General features: G+C 44.0%; 10 protein-coding genes. All 10 read left to right on the top strand.

What is annotated here, in order from left to right; genetic code table 11:
* Positions 1-213 precede the first annotated feature (213 nt).
* The 10 genes from DUL71_RS05395 (at position 214) to DUL71_RS05350 (ending at position 17706) form a co-directional block, all read left to right on the top strand.
* Positions 214-1443: an enolase C-terminal domain-like protein gene (locus DUL71_RS05395; RefSeq protein WP_114937077.1), complete on the top strand. Its 1230-nt coding sequence runs from the start codon at positions 214-216 to the stop codon at positions 1441-1443.
* A gap of 9 nt (positions 1444-1452) precedes the next feature.
* Positions 1453-2217: an SDR family NAD(P)-dependent oxidoreductase gene (locus DUL71_RS05390; protein WP_114937076.1), complete on the top strand. Its 765-nt coding sequence runs from the start codon at positions 1453-1455 to the stop codon at positions 2215-2217.
* 12 nt (positions 2218-2229) lie between these two features.
* The gene (gene fucP / locus DUL71_RS05385; protein WP_114937075.1) at positions 2230-3528 is read left to right on the top strand and encodes an L-fucose:H+ symporter permease; all 1299 of its coding nucleotides are present in this window, start codon (positions 2230-2232) and stop codon (positions 3526-3528) included.
* 404 nt (positions 3529-3932) lie between these two features.
* Positions 3933-5921 carry an SGNH/GDSL hydrolase family protein gene (locus DUL71_RS05380; protein ID WP_114937074.1) on the top strand — a complete coding sequence of 663 codons (1989 nt, stop codon included), beginning with the start codon at positions 3933-3935 and terminating at the stop codon, positions 5919-5921.
* Positions 5922-6122: 201 nt separating this feature from the next.
* Positions 6123-9443, top strand: a complete 3321-nt coding sequence (locus tag DUL71_RS05375) for a SusC/RagA family TonB-linked outer membrane protein (RefSeq protein ID WP_114937073.1) — start codon at positions 6123-6125, stop codon at positions 9441-9443.
* Positions 9444-9469: 26 nt separating this feature from the next.
* The gene (locus DUL71_RS05370) at positions 9470-11380 is read left to right on the top strand and encodes a RagB/SusD family nutrient uptake outer membrane protein (RefSeq protein WP_114937072.1); all 1911 of its coding nucleotides are present in this window, start codon (positions 9470-9472) and stop codon (positions 11378-11380) included.
* Between the two features lie 47 nt (positions 11381-11427).
* Entirely contained in the window at positions 11428-12666 is a 1239-nt protein-coding gene (locus tag DUL71_RS05365) for a DUF5000 domain-containing lipoprotein (RefSeq protein ID WP_114937071.1), read from the top strand.
* Positions 12667-12693: 27 nt separating this feature from the next.
* On the top strand, positions 12694-13926 hold the full coding sequence (locus DUL71_RS05360; protein ID WP_114937070.1) for a DUF4998 domain-containing protein: 1233 nt from the start codon (positions 12694-12696) through the stop codon (positions 13924-13926).
* 99 nt (positions 13927-14025) lie between these two features.
* Positions 14026-15333 (top strand): alpha-L-fucosidase, encoded by a 1308-nt coding sequence (locus DUL71_RS05355; protein ID WP_114937069.1) that lies wholly within the window; start codon positions 14026-14028, stop codon positions 15331-15333.
* Between the two features lie 33 nt (positions 15334-15366).
* On the top strand, positions 15367-17706 hold the full coding sequence (locus tag DUL71_RS05350) for a glycoside hydrolase family 95 protein (protein WP_114937068.1): 2340 nt from the start codon (positions 15367-15369) through the stop codon (positions 17704-17706).
* Position 17707: the final 1 nt, after the last annotated feature.

The following is a 17707-nucleotide window of genomic DNA, read 5'->3' as shown; positions in this document are numbered from 1 at the left end:
AGATCAGATCACAAAAGCTAAATATAAGCAAAAATACTATCGAAAGTTGCCAATTAAAGTGAAAGTAAAAAATCAAACCGCGCTAATTTTACAACATCATACCTTATCCAACAAGGTATAATAAACCGATTTATAAACACAGGAAACAAGATTTTATTGAGGGCTTTTCTATGGAGAACAGTCTGAATTTATTTGCAAAATATATTTACTTACATGTACATTACTAAAATTGAAGTTACCGACAAGCGTTTTAATTTAGGCAATGGCGCCGGATCTGATGCTGTAAACGATTCAACCCAGTATGCTTACGCCATTTGCGAACTGCATACCGATAGCAGCGTAAAAGGAATTGGCCTCGCCTTTACCCTTGGCGCCGGCAATGACCTGGTATGCAAAGCCATACAATACCTTTCTGAAACATTGAAAGGCCGCGAAATTGAGGAACTGATGTCTGATTTCGGTTCGGTTTACCGTTCGATACTTGACTCGCCCACTTACCGTTGGCTGGGGCCGCACAAAGGTGTTATGCAACTGGCGCTGGCAGCTATAGTTAACGCATGTTTCGATCTTTGGGCTAAAAGCCGCCAGGTACCGCTTTGGAAACTACTGCTTGATTTGAGCCCGAAAGAACTGGTAGCCACACTCGACCTCAATTACCTGGAAGATGTATTGACCGTTGAGGAAGCAGAAAACATTTTAAAGAACAACTTTACCGGCCGTACGCTACGCAACAGCGTTTTGCAAACAGGTTATAAAGCCTATGATACATCAGTAGGCTGGTTCAATTATTCGGACGAAAAAATTAAGGAAAATGTGGCGCGCGCCATCGATCGCGGGTTTACAGCCATGAAATTAAAAGTAGGCTCAAACGATCCCTTACGTGATATCCGCAGGGCCAAACTGGTTCGGGCCGAAGCTGGCGACAGAACTACCATCATGCTTGATGCCAACCAAAAATGGAACCTTCCGCAGGCCGTCTCCATTTGTAAAGAGTTAAGCACCATAAACCCTTACTGGATTGAAGAGCCTACCCACCCCGATGACGTATTGGCTCATCAGACACTTGCTAAAGAAATAGCACCGCTTAAAATTGCAGCCGGTGAGCATATTCCTAACAAGATCATCTTCAAAAACTTTTTGCAAGCAGGCGCCATGGATTTTTGCCAGGTTGATTGTGTGCGCGTTGGTGGTGTGTCCGAATTTTTAACGATAAGCCTGCTGGCAAAAAAATTCAATGTACCGGTAGTGCCTCACGTAGGCGATATGGGGCAGATCCATCAGCATTTAGTATTGTTTAACCATGTTGCTATTGGGCACGAAAACTTATTTTTGGAACACATACCGCATTTGGCCAAATACTTTAAAAACCCGGCCAATATTAGCGGAGGCTTTTACGCCGTACCTGCCGAAGCAGGCAACAGCAGCGATCTTGTAACCAGCTAAAAACCAAAAATGAACCAGTTATTAAATAAAGTAATATTTATTACCGGAGGCGCGTCGGGCATTGGTTTAGCTTGTGCCGAAGCTTATATCCGTGAGGGGGCAACCGTTTTTATAATGGATGTTAATGAGCGGGCCCTTTATAAAACGCTTGACCGTTTTGGCGGCAAACATGAAGGCATAGTGGGTGACGTATCAAACAGCGCCGACGTAAAAGCCGCTTTTGAAACTATTAATAAGCATTATGGCAAGCTTGATGCTATTCATAACAATGCTGCTATAGCTCATCCATCAAAACCTGTTGACGAAACAGAAGAAGATGAATGGGATGCCCTGATGAATATTAACCTCAAAAGCATGTTCTGGACAACCAAATATGGCATCAACATGCTTAAAGCATCAAAAGGCTGTATCCTGAATACCAGCAGTATGGCCGGCGATATCGGGCAAAGCCTGCACGCAGCTTATACTGCAACCAAAGGGGGTATCAACGCGCTTACCAAATCTATGGCGCTTGATTATGCGCAATATGGCATCCGGGTAAACGCGGTTTCGCCGGCCGGGGTGTGGACGCCATTACTTAAACAATGGGCTGCCGAACAGCCGGATCCCGGATCGATAGAGAAATACCTGAATGATATACACGCTTTAGGCTACTGCCCGGAGGGTGATGTAGTAGCCGACGCGGCAGTTTTCCTGCTTTCGGACGCTGCACGATTCGTAACCGGCTGCATTATGCCGGTAAGCGGCGGGGCCGAATTAGGGTACAGACGATAAAACAAGATAACGATGAACAAAAACAACGGTAACGCATCCAAATATTTAGCTCCGCTACTGATAGTAATGAGCCTGATGTTTTTCTGGAACCTGAGCCGCAATATTAACGACGTGCTGATCCCGCATCTAAAAAGGGCTTGCCAGTTAACCGATCTGCAATCGTCACTGATCCAGTCGGCATTTTTTGGGGCTTACTTTTTGATGGCTTTACCCGCAGGGCGCTTCATCGAAAAAATGGGTTACCGAGCGGGGATGCTTACCGGGCTTATTCTGGCAGCTATTGGTGCCGCCATATTTTATCCGGCAGCAACCACCAGGTTTTACCCGGTATTCCTGCTTGCATTGTTTACCATGGCATCAGGCTTTGCTATATTGGAAGTTACTGCCACACCCTATATTTCAAAACTTGGCAACCCGGACCACGCGTCAAGCCGGTTAAGCCTGGCTGCCGCGGTTGGCTCAATGGGTGCTACTATAGGGCCTTTCATCGGCTCCAAATTTTTGCTGCATGAAAAAGATATCCCGGCAAGCCTTATACAATCCTTTAGCCCGGAGCAACTTCAATCGTTTTTAAACAGCGAAGCGCACCTGGTGATTACGCCTTATTTAACTTTGGCGGTATTATTTATCGCCTTATGCGTGGTGCTTTACTTTTTAAAGTTGCCGGTGATTCATGAAGGCAACAGCAGGCAAAAACTCTCAGGGGTATTTAAGTTCAGGCATACTGTATTGGGAGTACTTGCAGTTTTCGCGTACCTGGGTGCCGAAGTCGGTGTGGTAAGTTTCATTATCCGGTACACAAAATCATTAAATATTGCAGGGATTACCGAGCAAAAAGCCGCCTTGTTTATTACGCTTTATATGGCGCTGGTATTGGCAGGACGGTTATTGGGGGCATTTTTGCTTAAGCAGGTTAAGCCTAATAAAGTGCTTACGATATGCAGTATCGGCGCGTTTGTGCTGATATTGATATCGGTACTTACAAGTGGCTATGTATCCATAATTTCATTATCCGTAGTTGGGCTGTTCACTTCGGTAATGTACCCGATCATTTTCACCCTCAGCATCAAAAACATAGGCGATTATACCAAGGTTGCTTCGTCACTGCTCATTATGGGCGTTGTTGGCGGTGCTATTATCCCGCCGATAATGGGCTTGATATCTGATCATTCGGGTATCAGAATGGCTTTTATAGCTCCTCTTGTTTGCTATGTATATGTGCTATACTATGGCCTTAAAGGCTATGTAGTGAAAAACAAAACTTATTCGGACCAACCCGAGGAACCACTATTGACAGTAATTGGACATTAGCCCAATCTATCAAACTTACGAAGTTTTTGAAACTTCGTAAGTTTCTGAATTCTCAACCCATAGTTCTTGCCATAAGCTATCAACAATGAACCATGAACTAAAAAACAACCGATACAATTTTGCGCAACTTTTAGTTTTTTCGACACTATTTTGTTGTGAAAAACACACTTAATACAACTAAATTGTTTCAGCAGTACATTTTTTGCCTAAAACAGAAAAAGCAATGTCAAAATAGTATCGAAACAAATCAATTTAGATGCAATTTATTGTTAATGCCATTCATACTTTTATCTTAATTATAAACGCCAGCTACTAAGGTTTTTACAAATACTTTTTAATCGAAAACAACAATCCTCAAAAAAAGGACGAAGTTTTTGAACTGGGATTGCTATAACCAATACTGAATGATTAAAACTTTACTAATTACGCTATTATTTGGGTTCACGGCCGGTATTGCCTCAGCACAAAACCATGAAAATGGCAGTGCGGGCAATGCCCCAGCCGTATATACCATTCAACATACAGCCAGAGATAGCTGGCAGGGGTTTGAGCGGGTAAACATCATCATTGGCACTCACAAAGCCTATTTTGTAAACCCTAAAAAACCGCTTGAAGGTAACCCCTGGGTGTGGCGGGCCTCATTTCCGGATTGGCATACCGATATTGACAGCATCCTGCTAACCAAAGGCTTTCGCATAGCTTTTGTAAACGTTGACGATCAATATGGTAGCCCTTATGCTTTACAGGTATGGGATGCTTTCTATAAATATTTAACCACCAAACAATCATTTGCCACAAAAGTTGCCCTTGAAGGCGTAAGCCGCGGAGGTTTATACGTATACGGCTGGGCCAAACGCAACCCAGATAAAATTAGTTGCATTTATAACGAAGCACCTGTTTGCAACATTAAAAGCTGGCCGGGTGGTAAACTAAGCGCCCCTGGCGATGCCAACCTGTGGAAACAATTGCAGCAGGTATATCACTTTACAGAGCAACAGGCACTTGATTACAAAGACAATCCTGTTGACAACCTTGACGGGCTTGCCGCTTTCAAAGTCCCTGTAATGCATATTATAGGTATAAACGACCAGGTTGTACCCAATGTCGACAATACGAATATCCTTGCTCAACGCTATACGGCCTTAGGCGGCCCGATGATGGTATACCCTGTAACTGCCGGTCCACAGGAGTTGAACGGGCATCACTTTCCTATTGAACACCCGGAACAATGGGCAGATTTGATCATGGAGTATAGCTACCCCGTGAAAAAAATAGTACCTTATACCGATTACTTTACAATCCGCAATGGTTTAATCAATAGTCTTAATGTATTTAACGCAGGCCAAAAAGCTACGGTAGCGTTTTTAGGCGGATCCATCACTTACAACCCGGGCTGGCGCGAAAAGATCAGCCGTTACCTTACCGAGCGCTTTCCATCAACTAATTTTCACTTTATACAAGCCGGAATCCCATCATTAGGAAGTGTACCTCATGCTTTCCGCTTGCAGCGGGATGTGCTTGATTCGGGCAAAGTAGATTTGATGTTTGTTGAAGCAGCCGTTAACGACAATGTAAACGGTCTGGATAGCCTGACCGAAGTACGCGCTTTAGAAGGCATTGTAAGGCATGCAAAAAAGACGAACCCACTGATGGATATCGTCATGATGTCGTTTGTTGATCCGGATAAGATCAGGGATTACAACAATGGCAAAACCCCACTACAAATTAAAAATCACGAACTGGTAGCAGGGCATTACGGCTTGCCATCTATCAATTTAGCTAAGGAAGTTACCGACAAGCTTAACAACCATGAGTTTTCATGGCAATATGATTTTAAAGACCTGCACCCTGCCATTTACGGGCAGGAGCTTTATTTTGCTTCTATAAAAAGCTTACTTGACGCATGCTTCGATAATCAACAGAACAAAGCTTCAAAATTATCTGCATTACCAAATCCACTTAATAACCTCAATTTAAATAACGGAAGGTATCACAACATCCTAAACGCTAAAAACCTGAACGGATGGGCTATTAACCTCGATTGGGCACCTGATAACAACCTGACTACCCGCGAAGGTTTTGTACACAAGCCAATGCTTATCGCAACAAAATCGGGCTCATCATTAACACTGCCATTTACGGGCACTGCAATTGGAATGGCCATAGTATCGGGCCCAGACGCGGGCATTATAAGCTATAGTATTGATGGCGGAGCAGAAAAGAAAATGGATTTATACACACCATTCAGCTCATGGATCTACCTGCCATGGTATGTAACCTTCAGTACCGATCTGAAAAAAGGTCCACATACGCTCAATTTAAAAATTGACACTGATAAGAATGCAAACAGTAAAGGAAACGCGTGCCAGGTAGTTTATTTTTTAACCAATTGATTTTTTCAAAAAAGCAGCAGCAAGCTTAAACACAGCTAAAAATTTTTAATTGTCAACTTAACATATTTAAAATCCCAATAACCATGATTAAACCAGTCCTTAAAGGAAAAACCTTTTACCAACTCCGCATTTAAATGCATTAAAACCGACACACCCAAAAACCAAACTCAAAAAACAAAAAACCATTATCAAACCAATTTTATGAAACAATTTTACCAATGTATCAAAGCCCGGCGGGAGCTTAAGCGCTCGTACAAACCTGCACCGGGTTTTTATTGCTTTGTATTATTACTGCTGAGCTTTATTGGCACGGCACAATTTGCACACGCGCAAACAACCAAGGTAACCATTACAGGGCGCGTAACAGACACGCTGGGGGCAACAATTGCCGGTGCCAACATCATAGCCACCAACCGTAAAAACCTGGGCACCACTACCGATGTAAACGGTAAGTTTGTGATTGATGCAGAACCCGGTACCATCCTTAAAGTATCGTACGTAACTTTTGTCGATCAATTTTTCACTGTTTCGGCCAGTAAACTGGTTGTAAACATTGTACTTAAAGAGTCAAAACGAGGCCTTGAAGAAGTTGTAGTACTGGCCTACGGTAAAAAAGAACGTAAGGAAGCTGTAGTAGGTTCTGTAACTACCGTCAAACCTGCCGACCTGAAGATCCCTGCCAGTAACTTAACCAATGCGCTTGCCGGCCAGGTGGCGGGTATCATCGCATTTCAGCCAAGCGGCCAGCCGGGGCAGGATAATTCCAGCTTTTTTATTCGTGGTGTAACCACTTTCGGCTATAAAAAAGACCCGCTTATTTTGATTGATAACGTTGAGCTTTCCACATCTGACCTTGCCCGCTTGCAGGTTGATGATATCGCCAGCTTTTCGATATTAAAAGACGCGAGTGCTACCGCGCTTTACGGTGCCCGCGGTGCCAACGGTGTAATTTTAGTAAGTACCAAAGAAGGTAAAATTGGTAAGGCTAAGATTAACGTACGCGTGGAAAACTCCATTTCACAATCGGCCAAAACCCTGCAGCTTGCCGATCCTATCACTTACATGAAGCTTTTTAACGAAGCCACCATAACCCGAGATCCGTTAAGCCCTCTCCCCTTCTCTCAAAATAAAATATTAAATACCGAGGCCACGTTGAGCAATGCCTCGGGCAGCAATAAATATGTTTATCCCGCTGTTGACTGGCTGGATATGCTTTTCAAAAAGCGTACAGCTACCCAGCGCGCGGATATGAGCGTAAGCGGTGGTGGTGACGTTGCCCGTTACTACGTATCGGGATCATATAACGTTGACCACGGTATTTTAAGGCAGGATATTGCCAACAATAATAACAACAACGTTAAGTTTGAAAATTACCAGTTACGCTCAAACGTTAACATCAATTTAAGCAAAACCACCGAGCTTATTGTAAGGCTTGCCGGCTCGTTCAATGAGTATAACGGCCCTCTTACAGCCGACGCTTCGTTTTCGACCGACCTTTATAACGTTGCTGTGCACACCAGCCCGGTATTATTCCCTGCTTATTTCCCTGCCGATTCGGCCAACCGTAATGTTAAACACATTTTATTTGGTAACGCGGCACCGGCCAATGCGGGCTCGGCATCAAATGCTATCGCCTACAATAACCCTTACGCAGCGTTATTACGTGGCCATAAAAACTATTCTGAATCAAGGTTATCTGCTCAGTTAGAGCTAAACCAAAAATTGGATTTTATAACCAGCGGGCTTAACTTCCACGGCTTATTTCATACCAACAGGTATTCATACTTTCAATCACAAATGGGTTATTCGCCATTTTATTATAACGTAAATACCTATGATAAACCAAGTAATCAGTATACCTTAACCTGGCTTAACCCACAGCCAACGGGCAATAATGTTGCTACCGAATATTTAAGCTACTACCGCGACCCAAGTACAGATAACCTGAATACCTATATCTACTTCCAGGGTGTTTTAGATTACAATCACGCATTTGGTGATCATAATGTGAGCGCGTCATTGATCGGCACACGTCAGCAGACGGTATATTCAGCAGCAAAAGATCCGGTATTAAACTACCCTACTTTACAGTACTCGCTGCCTTACCGCAACTTAACACTTGCCGGCCGTGCTACTTATTCATTTAAAAGCCGTTATTTCCTGGAGTTTAACTTTGGCTATAACGGCACCGAACGCTTTTCGGCCAATCACAGGTATGGTTTCTTCCCTACCATAGGCGGTTCGTGGATTGTATCTGACGAAAAATTCTGGGGACAAGGGCTTTATGATGTTGTCACTCGTATGAAGTTACGGGCCAGCTATGGTTTAGTAGGTAATGACGCTATTGGTTCACAACGTTTCTTCTTCCTTTCGGATGTTAACCTTAACGGCGGAAACCCAGCCTCGTTTGGTACTTACAATGGATATACACGCAATGGTGTTTACATCAACAATTACGAAAACCCAAATGTAACCTGGGAAACCTCGCGCCAGCTAAATCTTGGTCTTGAGTTCACCCTATTTAAAAATCTGAATGTAGTAGCCGAGGTTTATAAATATCACCGTTACAACATTCTGCAAACACGTAGCTCACTCCCTACAACACTGGGACTTGAAGCGCTTGACCAATACGGAAACCCTAACGTCACTGCTAATATAGGTACAGCCAATACCAAAGGTATTGACCTGCAGATGGACTATAAGGCTACCATAAACAATAATGTATGGTTGCAGGGCCGCGGTAACTTTACCTTAGCAAGCAGCAAATATGGTAATTATGAAGAACCTCAGTACAAAGAAGCCTACCGCTACCACAATGGTCAGGAAATAGGCAGGCAGTACGGCTACATTGCCGAACGTTTATTTGTTGATGATAACGAAGCAAGAAACTCTCCTTCTCAAATTTTTTCGACCAACGGCATCCCTCCTGGCGGCGGTGATATCAAATACCGCGACTTAAATGGCGACGGTAAAATCGACGGTGCCGACCAAACCTTTATCGGCTATCCAACCGTTCCGGAAATTGTGTACGGCTATGGTTTATCTGCAGGCATCAAAAACTTTGATATTTCCTGCTTTTTCCAGGGCCAGGCACGTGTATCCTTCTTTATCGATCCTAACCGTACCAGTCCGTTCATTCAAAGCCCCGACCCATATATCTATGGTAATACACAGCTGATCAAAGCTTTTGCCGATAGTCACTGGAGCGAAGAAAACCAGGATTTATACGCTACCTATCCGCGGTTAGGCGTAACCGGCAACCAGATCGAAAACAACCGCCAAAACAGTACCTGGTGGATGCGTGACGGTAGTTTTCTGAGGCTTAAATCTGTTGAAATAGGTTACTCGCTGCCACCTTCAATTTTAAAGCGCCTAAACGTAAGCAAATGCCGCATTTACTTTAACGGCTTAAACCTGTATACCTGGAGCGCATTTAAACTTTGGGACCCTGAGCTTGGTGGTAATGGCTTTGCCTACCCTATACAAAAGGTATTCAACTTAGGCATAAACGTTAACCTGTAATTTTTTACTGATCAATACTTAGTATTATGAAACAATATTATAAACTTTTATTACTGGTAGGGCTCCTGGTTTCGGGCGCATCATGTAAAAAATACCTTGATGTAACACCAGATAATACCGGTACCCTTGAGTACGCTTTCAGGAACCGTAATGAGGCCGAAAACTACCTGTTTACCTGCTATGCGACCCTACAGCAGTTTTATGACCCTACTTCAAACATAGGTTTCACTACCTCGTCAGAAATCATTTATCCAAACAACCTTACCAACCACCCGCTTAATGAAAATGGGTTTAACCTTATCCGCGGTACGCAAAATAGCGCAAGCCCAGGCGTAAACTGGTGGGATGGTGAAAATGGCGGCCAGGCATTGTTCCGTTCAATTCGCAGGTGTAACATCATGCTTGAGAATATCGATAAACCTGTTGACCTTTCACCATCAGAGAAAGCAAGATGGATAGCGGAGGTAAAATTTCTTAAAGCATATTACCATTATTACCTGTGCCGCTTATATGGCCCTGTACCCCTGGTTAAAACCAACATCGACATCACTGCAAGTACCGAGGAAGTGAGGGTAAAACGTTCGCCTGTTGATTCGGTATTCAATTATTGTGTACAGTTACTGGACGAAGCTATTCCTGATCTGCCACCGGTTATCACTAACCAGGCAAAAGAGCTTGGCCGTATTACGCAGTTAACCGCGCTATCAATTAAAGCCGAAATGTTGGCAACGCAGGCCAGCCCGTTATTTAACGGTAACCCTGATTATGCCAGCATGAAGAATAAAGATGGCCAGGCGCTGTTTTCAAGCACTGTCGATCCACAAAAATGGAAACGTGCTGCTGATGCCTGTAAAGCGGCTATTGATGCCTGCGAAGCTAACGGCCTTAAATTATACACCTTTGTATCGCCTCCAACGGTAGGTTCCCTGTCAGATCAGTTGCGTAATGAACTGACTATTCAAAACGCCGTTACCGAAAAATGGGATGTAAACCCCGAGCTGATCTGGGCATTAAACCCAACGTTCCCTTGCCAGGGCTATGCAACGCCAAGGTTAACGCCAAAATCGGCAGTTAATATCTTCTCAAATCCATCAACATTTGCTGTTCCAATTTCAACACAGGAACTTTTTTATACCGCTAACGGTGTACCGCTAACTGAGGATAAGAATTATGATTACGCTGACCGTTTCGCGCTTAAAACAGCAGGAGATGGCGACAAATATTATATTGCTCAAGGCTATACCACTATTAACGAGCACTACGGCCGCGAAACACGTTTTTATGCCAACATCGCTTTTGATGGTAGTATCTGGTATGGTAACGGCATTTATAACCAGGACCAGGCTTATCATGTTGAAGCCCGTGGATCCGGTTCATTAGCCGGCCCTAAAGACCTGAATACGCTCAATATTACTGGTTACTGGCCTAAAAAACTGGCTAATTATCTTTCAGTTTATGACGATGGCTTTCAGCCGATAGAATATCATTTACCACTGATGAGGCTTGCCGGTTTATATCTTTTATATGCCGAAACCCTGAACGAGGCCAACGGCCCAACCAGCGACGTATACAATTACATTGACAAAGTACGTGCAAGAGCAGGCCTAAAAGGAGTTTTAGAATCATGGTCAACCTATTCAAAAAATCCTGGTAAACCAACAACTAAAGAAGGTTTGCGCGATATCATACACCGTGAGCGCCGCATTGAACTTTGTTTTGAAGCACAAAGCGGGTGGGACCTTCGCCGCTGGAAAGAAATTCAAAATGTGTTGAGCACACCACTGCAGGGCTGGAATATATATGAATCTGAAGCAGGTAATTATTACAGGCCGCATACAGTGTTAACTCCGGTTTTCGGGCTAAAAAATTATTTCTGGCCGGTTAAGGACAACGACCTGATCGTTAATAATAACCTGGTACAAACCACCTACTGGTAGGCGTCCCATCCATTTAAAAATGAATTAATTCAACATAAATAAGAATTATGAAACGCATTAAAAATTATTCGGTAACAGCGCTGGTGCTTGCAGCGGCGTTGTTTATAGCGTGCTTAAATTCATGCAAAAAGAACGATGGGTATGTTAAAGAGGTTTCGACCGATTTAAGTAAGCCTGCCGTTGTTACTAACGTAAAAATTAAAAACTTTAACGGCGGTGCTTATATCACCTACGATCTGCCAAACTCAGATAACCTGCTATATGTGCAGGCCGAGTATCGCATCAATGATAAAACTACACGCCAAACCAAATCGAGCTATTACTCGGATACAGTTACAGTTGACGGTTTTGCCAAAAGCCAGGAATACGAAGTAACGCTTTATTCGGTGAGCAGGGCTAATGTTAAGTCTGATCCGCTGGTTGTGAAGGTGCACCCAGATACACCTTTTTACAAACTGATAAAACCAACATTAACTATCACTTCTGATTTTGGCGGTGTAAACATCAAGGCGATGAACCCTGATCAAAAAGACATAGGCGTTATTTTATTGGCCTTTGATAAATCAACCCAGGCACTGGAGGTTGTAGACCAGCATTATACCAAGGTTGATACCATCAATTACTCCATCAGAGGATATCCCGCGGTATCTCAAAAATTTGGTGTATATGTTACCGATAAATTTGGCAATATATCTGATACTACTGTTGTAAATATCACCCCTATATTTGAAACGCTACTGGATAAGAGCAAGTTTTCAGTATATAAAACACCTACTGACAGTCCTACCGCTTACGGTTGGGAAGTTCCATATTTATGGGATAACAAAACAGATGGGTACTCAAATGGCTGGCATACCGCTCCGGGAGCGCCTGCCCCAATGCAGGTTACTTTCAGCCTTGGTGTATCGGCACAGTTAAGCCGTTTTGTTTTATGGGAAAGACCCGATCAATATGCCTACGCGCATGGTAACCCTAAAGATTTCAGCATCTGGGGATCAAATGTGAATGCTCCGCAGGATGTAAGGCTGCCTGATTATGCCCCTGTTGGAACCGTAGTTGGCGACTGGGTTAATATCGGCAATTATCATTATCCAAACCCGCCATCGGGACTTACACCAGGTTTCACCAATTCGGCAGATGCTGACTTTGTTGCGGCAGGGGTTAACTTTAATATCCCTCCGGGTTCAACACCAATTAAATACTTCCGCTTCATGGTGCATGATACCTGGTCAAACGGTGACTTTGCCCACATGATGGAGCTTTCAATTTATGGTAACCCACAATAGGTATTAACTCATTTAGATTAAACGAACATGAAAAATATTGTCAGAATAGCTGCTTTCTGTTTGCTTGGATACCTGTTGTATGGTTGCAGCAAGCAAGACACACAGTTTGAATCGTACTTAAACGGACACGAAGTTAAGTACCCGGGTACAGTGGCCAACGCACACTCCCGCCCCGGAAATTTACGTGCCGCCCTTACCTGGAACCCAAGCTCCGATCCCAGCATAACCCGTTACGTTATATACTGGAACAACAAGGCCGACTCTCTCATTTACACATCAACCAATCACAATCCATCGGATAGTTTAACGGTTGTTATACCAAATCTTAACGAATACATTTATTCGTTCACCGTTTTCTCGTATGATGCTAAAGGCAACCGTTCAATTCCGCTTGACATTAATAATGTAAGGGTATACGGGCCCATTTATCAGTCGGGCTTATCAAACAGGGGTTATGATGTTACCAATCCGGGTGGTCTTACGGCCGACGGCAGGTTCAGGCTCAATTTTGTAAAAGTTGATACGAGCCTGCACAATACTTTTACCGATATACAATACACAAATAAAGCAGGCGCTGTAACCATTGGTAAACTTAGTCCCGACAGCAGCGCCATCGTATTATCCGATTATAAAGCAGGTACAGACATACAATTCCGCTCTGCATTTAAACCAGCCGTAAACGCCCTGGATACTTTTTATGTAGATAGTTATGAAAAATTCCCGCTATTGCCCACTACTTTAATCTGCGATAAAAACTTGTTCAGAAAGGTGTACTTAACTAATGATGCTAAACCGTACGAAGGCGACACCGATATAGACAGGCTTTGGGATAACAGTAATGGTCCGCAAGGTTACCCTAACATCTTTCACACTGATGGTAATGGCTCGCTTCCTATTGTTATCACCTTCGATATGGGTGTTATTTATAAAGGCTTAACAGCAATTGAAGAAACAGGCCGGAACTGTTGCCATAACCCCGATGATTTTGAAGTCTGGGCCATAGCAGATACAACGAATGCTGTTACTAAACTAAAAGCAAATGACGCAGGTTGGACTGCCGAAGCAACTGCAAAGGGCTGGAAGCTCCTTAAAGAAATCAAAAGAACTGACGATGGCAGTGCTTCACTAAAGGTTAATTTCGATCCAACACCTAATCCGACGCCTGTACGTTTTATACGGATCCGGGTAAAACACAATTCTGACAACGACGGTAGCTACACCAACATGAGCGAACTAACTTTCTGGCATTCATTACTATAATAATACCCCTATGACCGGGCCGCCTCGCGCGGCCTGGTCATATTTATAAAAAAATCAAAGGCGACTGACCACAATTAATGCATTAATAAAAATTCAGCAATGAAAAAACCGGCAATTATACTCCTTTACTTGTTTTCAATAATCAAAGTGGGCTTTGGCCAGCAAGGCACTCCTGTAAAAACCCCGAAAGGGGTTTTGGATGATTTCATGACCAAACGCTTCGGCATGTTTGTGCACTTTGGGCCGGTAACCTTACGCGGCACCGAAATTGGCTGGAGCCGCAACAAGGAAGTAGCCCAGGATGATTATGATAACCTGTACAAGGAGTTTAACCCGGTTTTATTTAATGCCGATGCCATTGTAAAAACCGCTAAAGAAGCGGGTATGAAATACCTGGTGATCACCGCCAAACATCATGATGGCTTTGCTTTATGGCCATCTGCCTTTACTGATTATAATATCAATAAAACACCTTATAAACGCGACATAGTGGCCGAACTGGCCGCGGCCTGCAAAAAGCAGGGCATACTTTTCTGCATCTATCACACCGTGCTCGACTGGCACGACCCTAACTACCCTATCCACAACCCTTACGATTCCACAAAGAATGTTAAAGGAGATATGGTAGCCTTTAAAACGCAAATGAAGAATGAGCTGAAAGAACTCATCGCCAAATATCACCCTTACCTGCTTTGGTTTGATGGTTACTGGGAAAAACCATGGACCAATACCGATGGGCAGGAGATTTACGCCTATATAAAAAGTGTTGATCCAAACGTTATCGTGAACAATCGCTTAGGTAAAGAAAGCGAAAAACTGAATGACCAGTCGGTAGGTGATTATCTTACCCCAGAACAGCGCATCGGTCAGCTGAATATGAACGAGCCCTGGGAAAGCTGCATCACCATTTGCCAGCAATGGGCATGGAAACCTAACGATAAAATGAAAAGTGCGCAGGAATGTATCCAAACACTGGTAAAAACGGCTGCAGGCAATGGCAACCTACTGTTTAATGTTGGCCCTATGCCTGATGGACGTATTGAGGCCCGGCAGATTGAAACCCTGCAGCAAATGGGTGCATGGCTTAAAAAATATGGCGAGAGCATTTACGGCACCAAAGGCGGCCCCTTCGCCCCGAATGATAACTATGCTGTTACACGCAAGGTAAACAAGATCTATTTGCACATATTTCAGAAAAAAGATGATAAAATTGTACTGCCGAATTTACCAGGCGTTAGCGTAACCAATGCCTATGTACTGGGAGGAAGCAAAGTAACTTATAAACCAAATGCAGCAGGTTATATTATTGATTTGCCGCAAACCTTGCCCGATGCCAACAGCAATGTAATTGTATTGGAGCTTAACAAAAATGCCGAAGAGATCCCCGTTATTACCGCGGTTAAATAAACTTAAAAACAGAAAACCTAATTAACATAAAGCATGCTAAAAAGAACGCCCCTGCTAATAACTGTAATGATAACAGGTATTACAACGTTTACTCACGCACAAACAAAACAATTAAAACTTTGGTACAAACAGCCTGCCCAACGCTGGGAAGAGACAATTGCGCTTGGCAACGGTCGTTTAGGGATGATGCCCGATGGCGGTATCAGCAGCGAAAAGGTAGTATTAAATGATATTACCATGTGGTCGGGATCATCGCAGGATGCCAATAATTATGAAGCTTATAAAAAACTACCCGAGATCAGGAGCTTACTTGCAGCCGGTAAAAACGTGGAAGCTCAGGCTATTATCGATAAATCATTTGTGTGTACGGGTAAAGGATCGGGTGGTGTGCCATTTGGCTGCTTCCAGATGCTTGGCGACCTTAACCTGAGCTACCAGTACAAAGGTGTTGATGAGAAAGATATAAAATATGAAAACTACGAACGTGAGCTTTCATTGAACAACGCCCTTGCCAAAACCACTTACCAAATAAATGGCGTAACCTACAAGCGTGAATATTTTACCAGCTTTGGTGACGATGTAGAGGTGATTAAGCTTAGTGCCGATAAACCGGGAATGCTTAACCTGAGCATCAACATCAGCCGTCCGGAACGTGGTGTCGCCAGTATCGAGGGTAATGAACTTGACCTTACCGGTCAGTTGGATAATGGCACTGACGGTAAAGGCGTGGCTTATAAAGCCAGGGTTAAAGCGCAACTAACCGGCGGTTTGTTAAGTACTACCCCAACTGCGCTGGTTATTAAGGATGCTACAGAGGTGATCATTTATGTATCTGCAGGTACCGATTTCAAAAATCCCCAGTATCTCACCAAAATGGATGGTGCACTGAAGGCGGCTATGAAAAAACCTTATGCGCTGGAGAAACAGCAGCATATCGCCAATTTCCAAAAATTATTCAATAGGGTAAAGATTGATCTTGGTACATCAGAGGCCGAAAAACTAACAACAGATCAAAGGCTTATCGCTTTCCGCAATAATCCTGATGCGGATAAAGGTCTGCCGGTTTTATTTTACCAGTTTGGCCGCTACCTGAGCATCTGCAGCACCCGTGTTGGATTGCTTCCGCCAAACTTGCAGGGCTTATGGGCAAATGAAGTGCATACGCCATGGAACGGCGATTACCACCTGGATATCAACATTGAAATGAACCAATGGCCGGTTGAGGTTTCCAACCTGTCGGAATTGAACCTGCCCCTTGCCGATTTGGTTAAAGGCATGGTGCCCCACGGCGAAAAAACAGCAAAAGCCTACTACAATGCCGATGGTTGGGTAGCCCATGTAATCACTAACCCATGGGGCTTTACCGAGCCGGGCGAGAGCGCCTCCTGGGGTGTTTGTAAAGTTGGCTCGGGCTGGCTTTGCGATAACCTTTGGCAGCACTATGATTTCACCGGCGACAAAAACTACCTGAAACAAATTTACCCGATATTGAAAGGCGCGGCACAGTTTTACAACAGCATGCTCATCAGCGATGCTAAAACCGGCTGGCTGGTTACCTCGCCTTCATCATCGCCCGAAAACAGCTTTTATTTACCAGATGGTACGCACGCCAGCATTTGCGTAGGTCCTACTATCGATAACCAGATCATCCGCCAGTTGTTCAACAACGTAATAACTGCAAGCAAAGTACTGGGTACCGACGAAGCTTTCAGCAAAACCTTGGCAGCTAAAGTAAAAAAACTGCCCCCTCCGGGTGTTGTAGCTAAAGATGGCCGCATCCAGGAATGGATGGAAGATTACAAAGAAACCGAACCGCAACACCGCCACGTATCGCACCTGTACGGCTTGTTCCCTGCATCTCAAATTACGCCGGAGGCTACCCCCGCCCTTGCCGAAGCTGCCAGAAAAACTTTGGAGGTACGGGGCGATGACGGTCCAAGCTGGTCTATCGCTTACAAAATATTGTGGTGGGCACGTCTGCATGATGGCAACCGTACCTACAAGCTATTTAAAGAGCTGATGAAGCCAACCATCAAAACCGACATTAACTACGGTGCAGGCGGTGGCGTGTATACTAATCTGTTGTCGGCAGGCCCTCCGTTCCAGATTGATGGTAACTTCGGCGCGACAGCCGGTATTGCCGAAATGTTGATCCAGAGCCATGCAGGATTTATCGACTTAGTACCTTCTATCCCTGATGCATGGAAAGCTTATGGAGAAGTTAAAGGCCTTAAAGCCCGCGGTAATTTCACCGTTGATATGAAATGGAAGGATGGAAAGATTACCGGTTATAAAGTAACCTCGCCTACCCCACGTATGGTTAAGGTGAAAGTTAACGGACAAATCAAAAACGTTATGGCTGTTAAGGCGTAAT

It is taken from the genome of Mucilaginibacter endophyticus (assembly GCF_003351025.1).
Taxonomy (GTDB): domain Bacteria; phylum Bacteroidota; class Bacteroidia; order Sphingobacteriales; family Sphingobacteriaceae; genus Mucilaginibacter; species Mucilaginibacter endophyticus.
The sequence above is the reverse complement of the archived record's forward strand: the minus strand, read 5'-3'. Positions and strand labels throughout refer to the sequence as shown.

Bases quoted from the DNA above. Each gene is read 5' to 3' on its own strand.
- DUL71_RS05395 (WP_114937077.1), top strand. From the start codon at position 214: ATGTACATTACTAAAATTGAAGTTACCGACAAGCGTTTTAATTTAGGC.
- DUL71_RS05390 (WP_114937076.1), top strand. From the start codon at position 1,453: ATGAACCAGTTATTAAATAAAGTAATATTTATTACCGGAGGCGCGTCG.
- fucP (WP_114937075.1), top strand. From the start codon at position 2,230: ATGAACAAAAACAACGGTAACGCATCCAAATATTTAGCTCCGCTACTG.
- DUL71_RS05380 (WP_114937074.1), top strand. From the start codon at position 3,933: ATGATTAAAACTTTACTAATTACGCTATTATTTGGGTTCACGGCCGGT.
- DUL71_RS05375 (WP_114937073.1), top strand. From the start codon at position 6,123: ATGAAACAATTTTACCAATGTATCAAAGCCCGGCGGGAGCTTAAGCGC.
- DUL71_RS05370 (WP_114937072.1), top strand. From the start codon at position 9,470: ATGAAACAATATTATAAACTTTTATTACTGGTAGGGCTCCTGGTTTCG.
- DUL71_RS05365 (WP_114937071.1), top strand. From the start codon at position 11,428: ATGAAACGCATTAAAAATTATTCGGTAACAGCGCTGGTGCTTGCAGCG.
- DUL71_RS05360 (WP_114937070.1), top strand. From the start codon at position 12,694: ATGAAAAATATTGTCAGAATAGCTGCTTTCTGTTTGCTTGGATACCTG.
- DUL71_RS05355 (WP_114937069.1), top strand. From the start codon at position 14,026: ATGAAAAAACCGGCAATTATACTCCTTTACTTGTTTTCAATAATCAAA.
- DUL71_RS05350 (WP_114937068.1), top strand. From the start codon at position 15,367: ATGCTAAAAAGAACGCCCCTGCTAATAACTGTAATGATAACAGGTATT.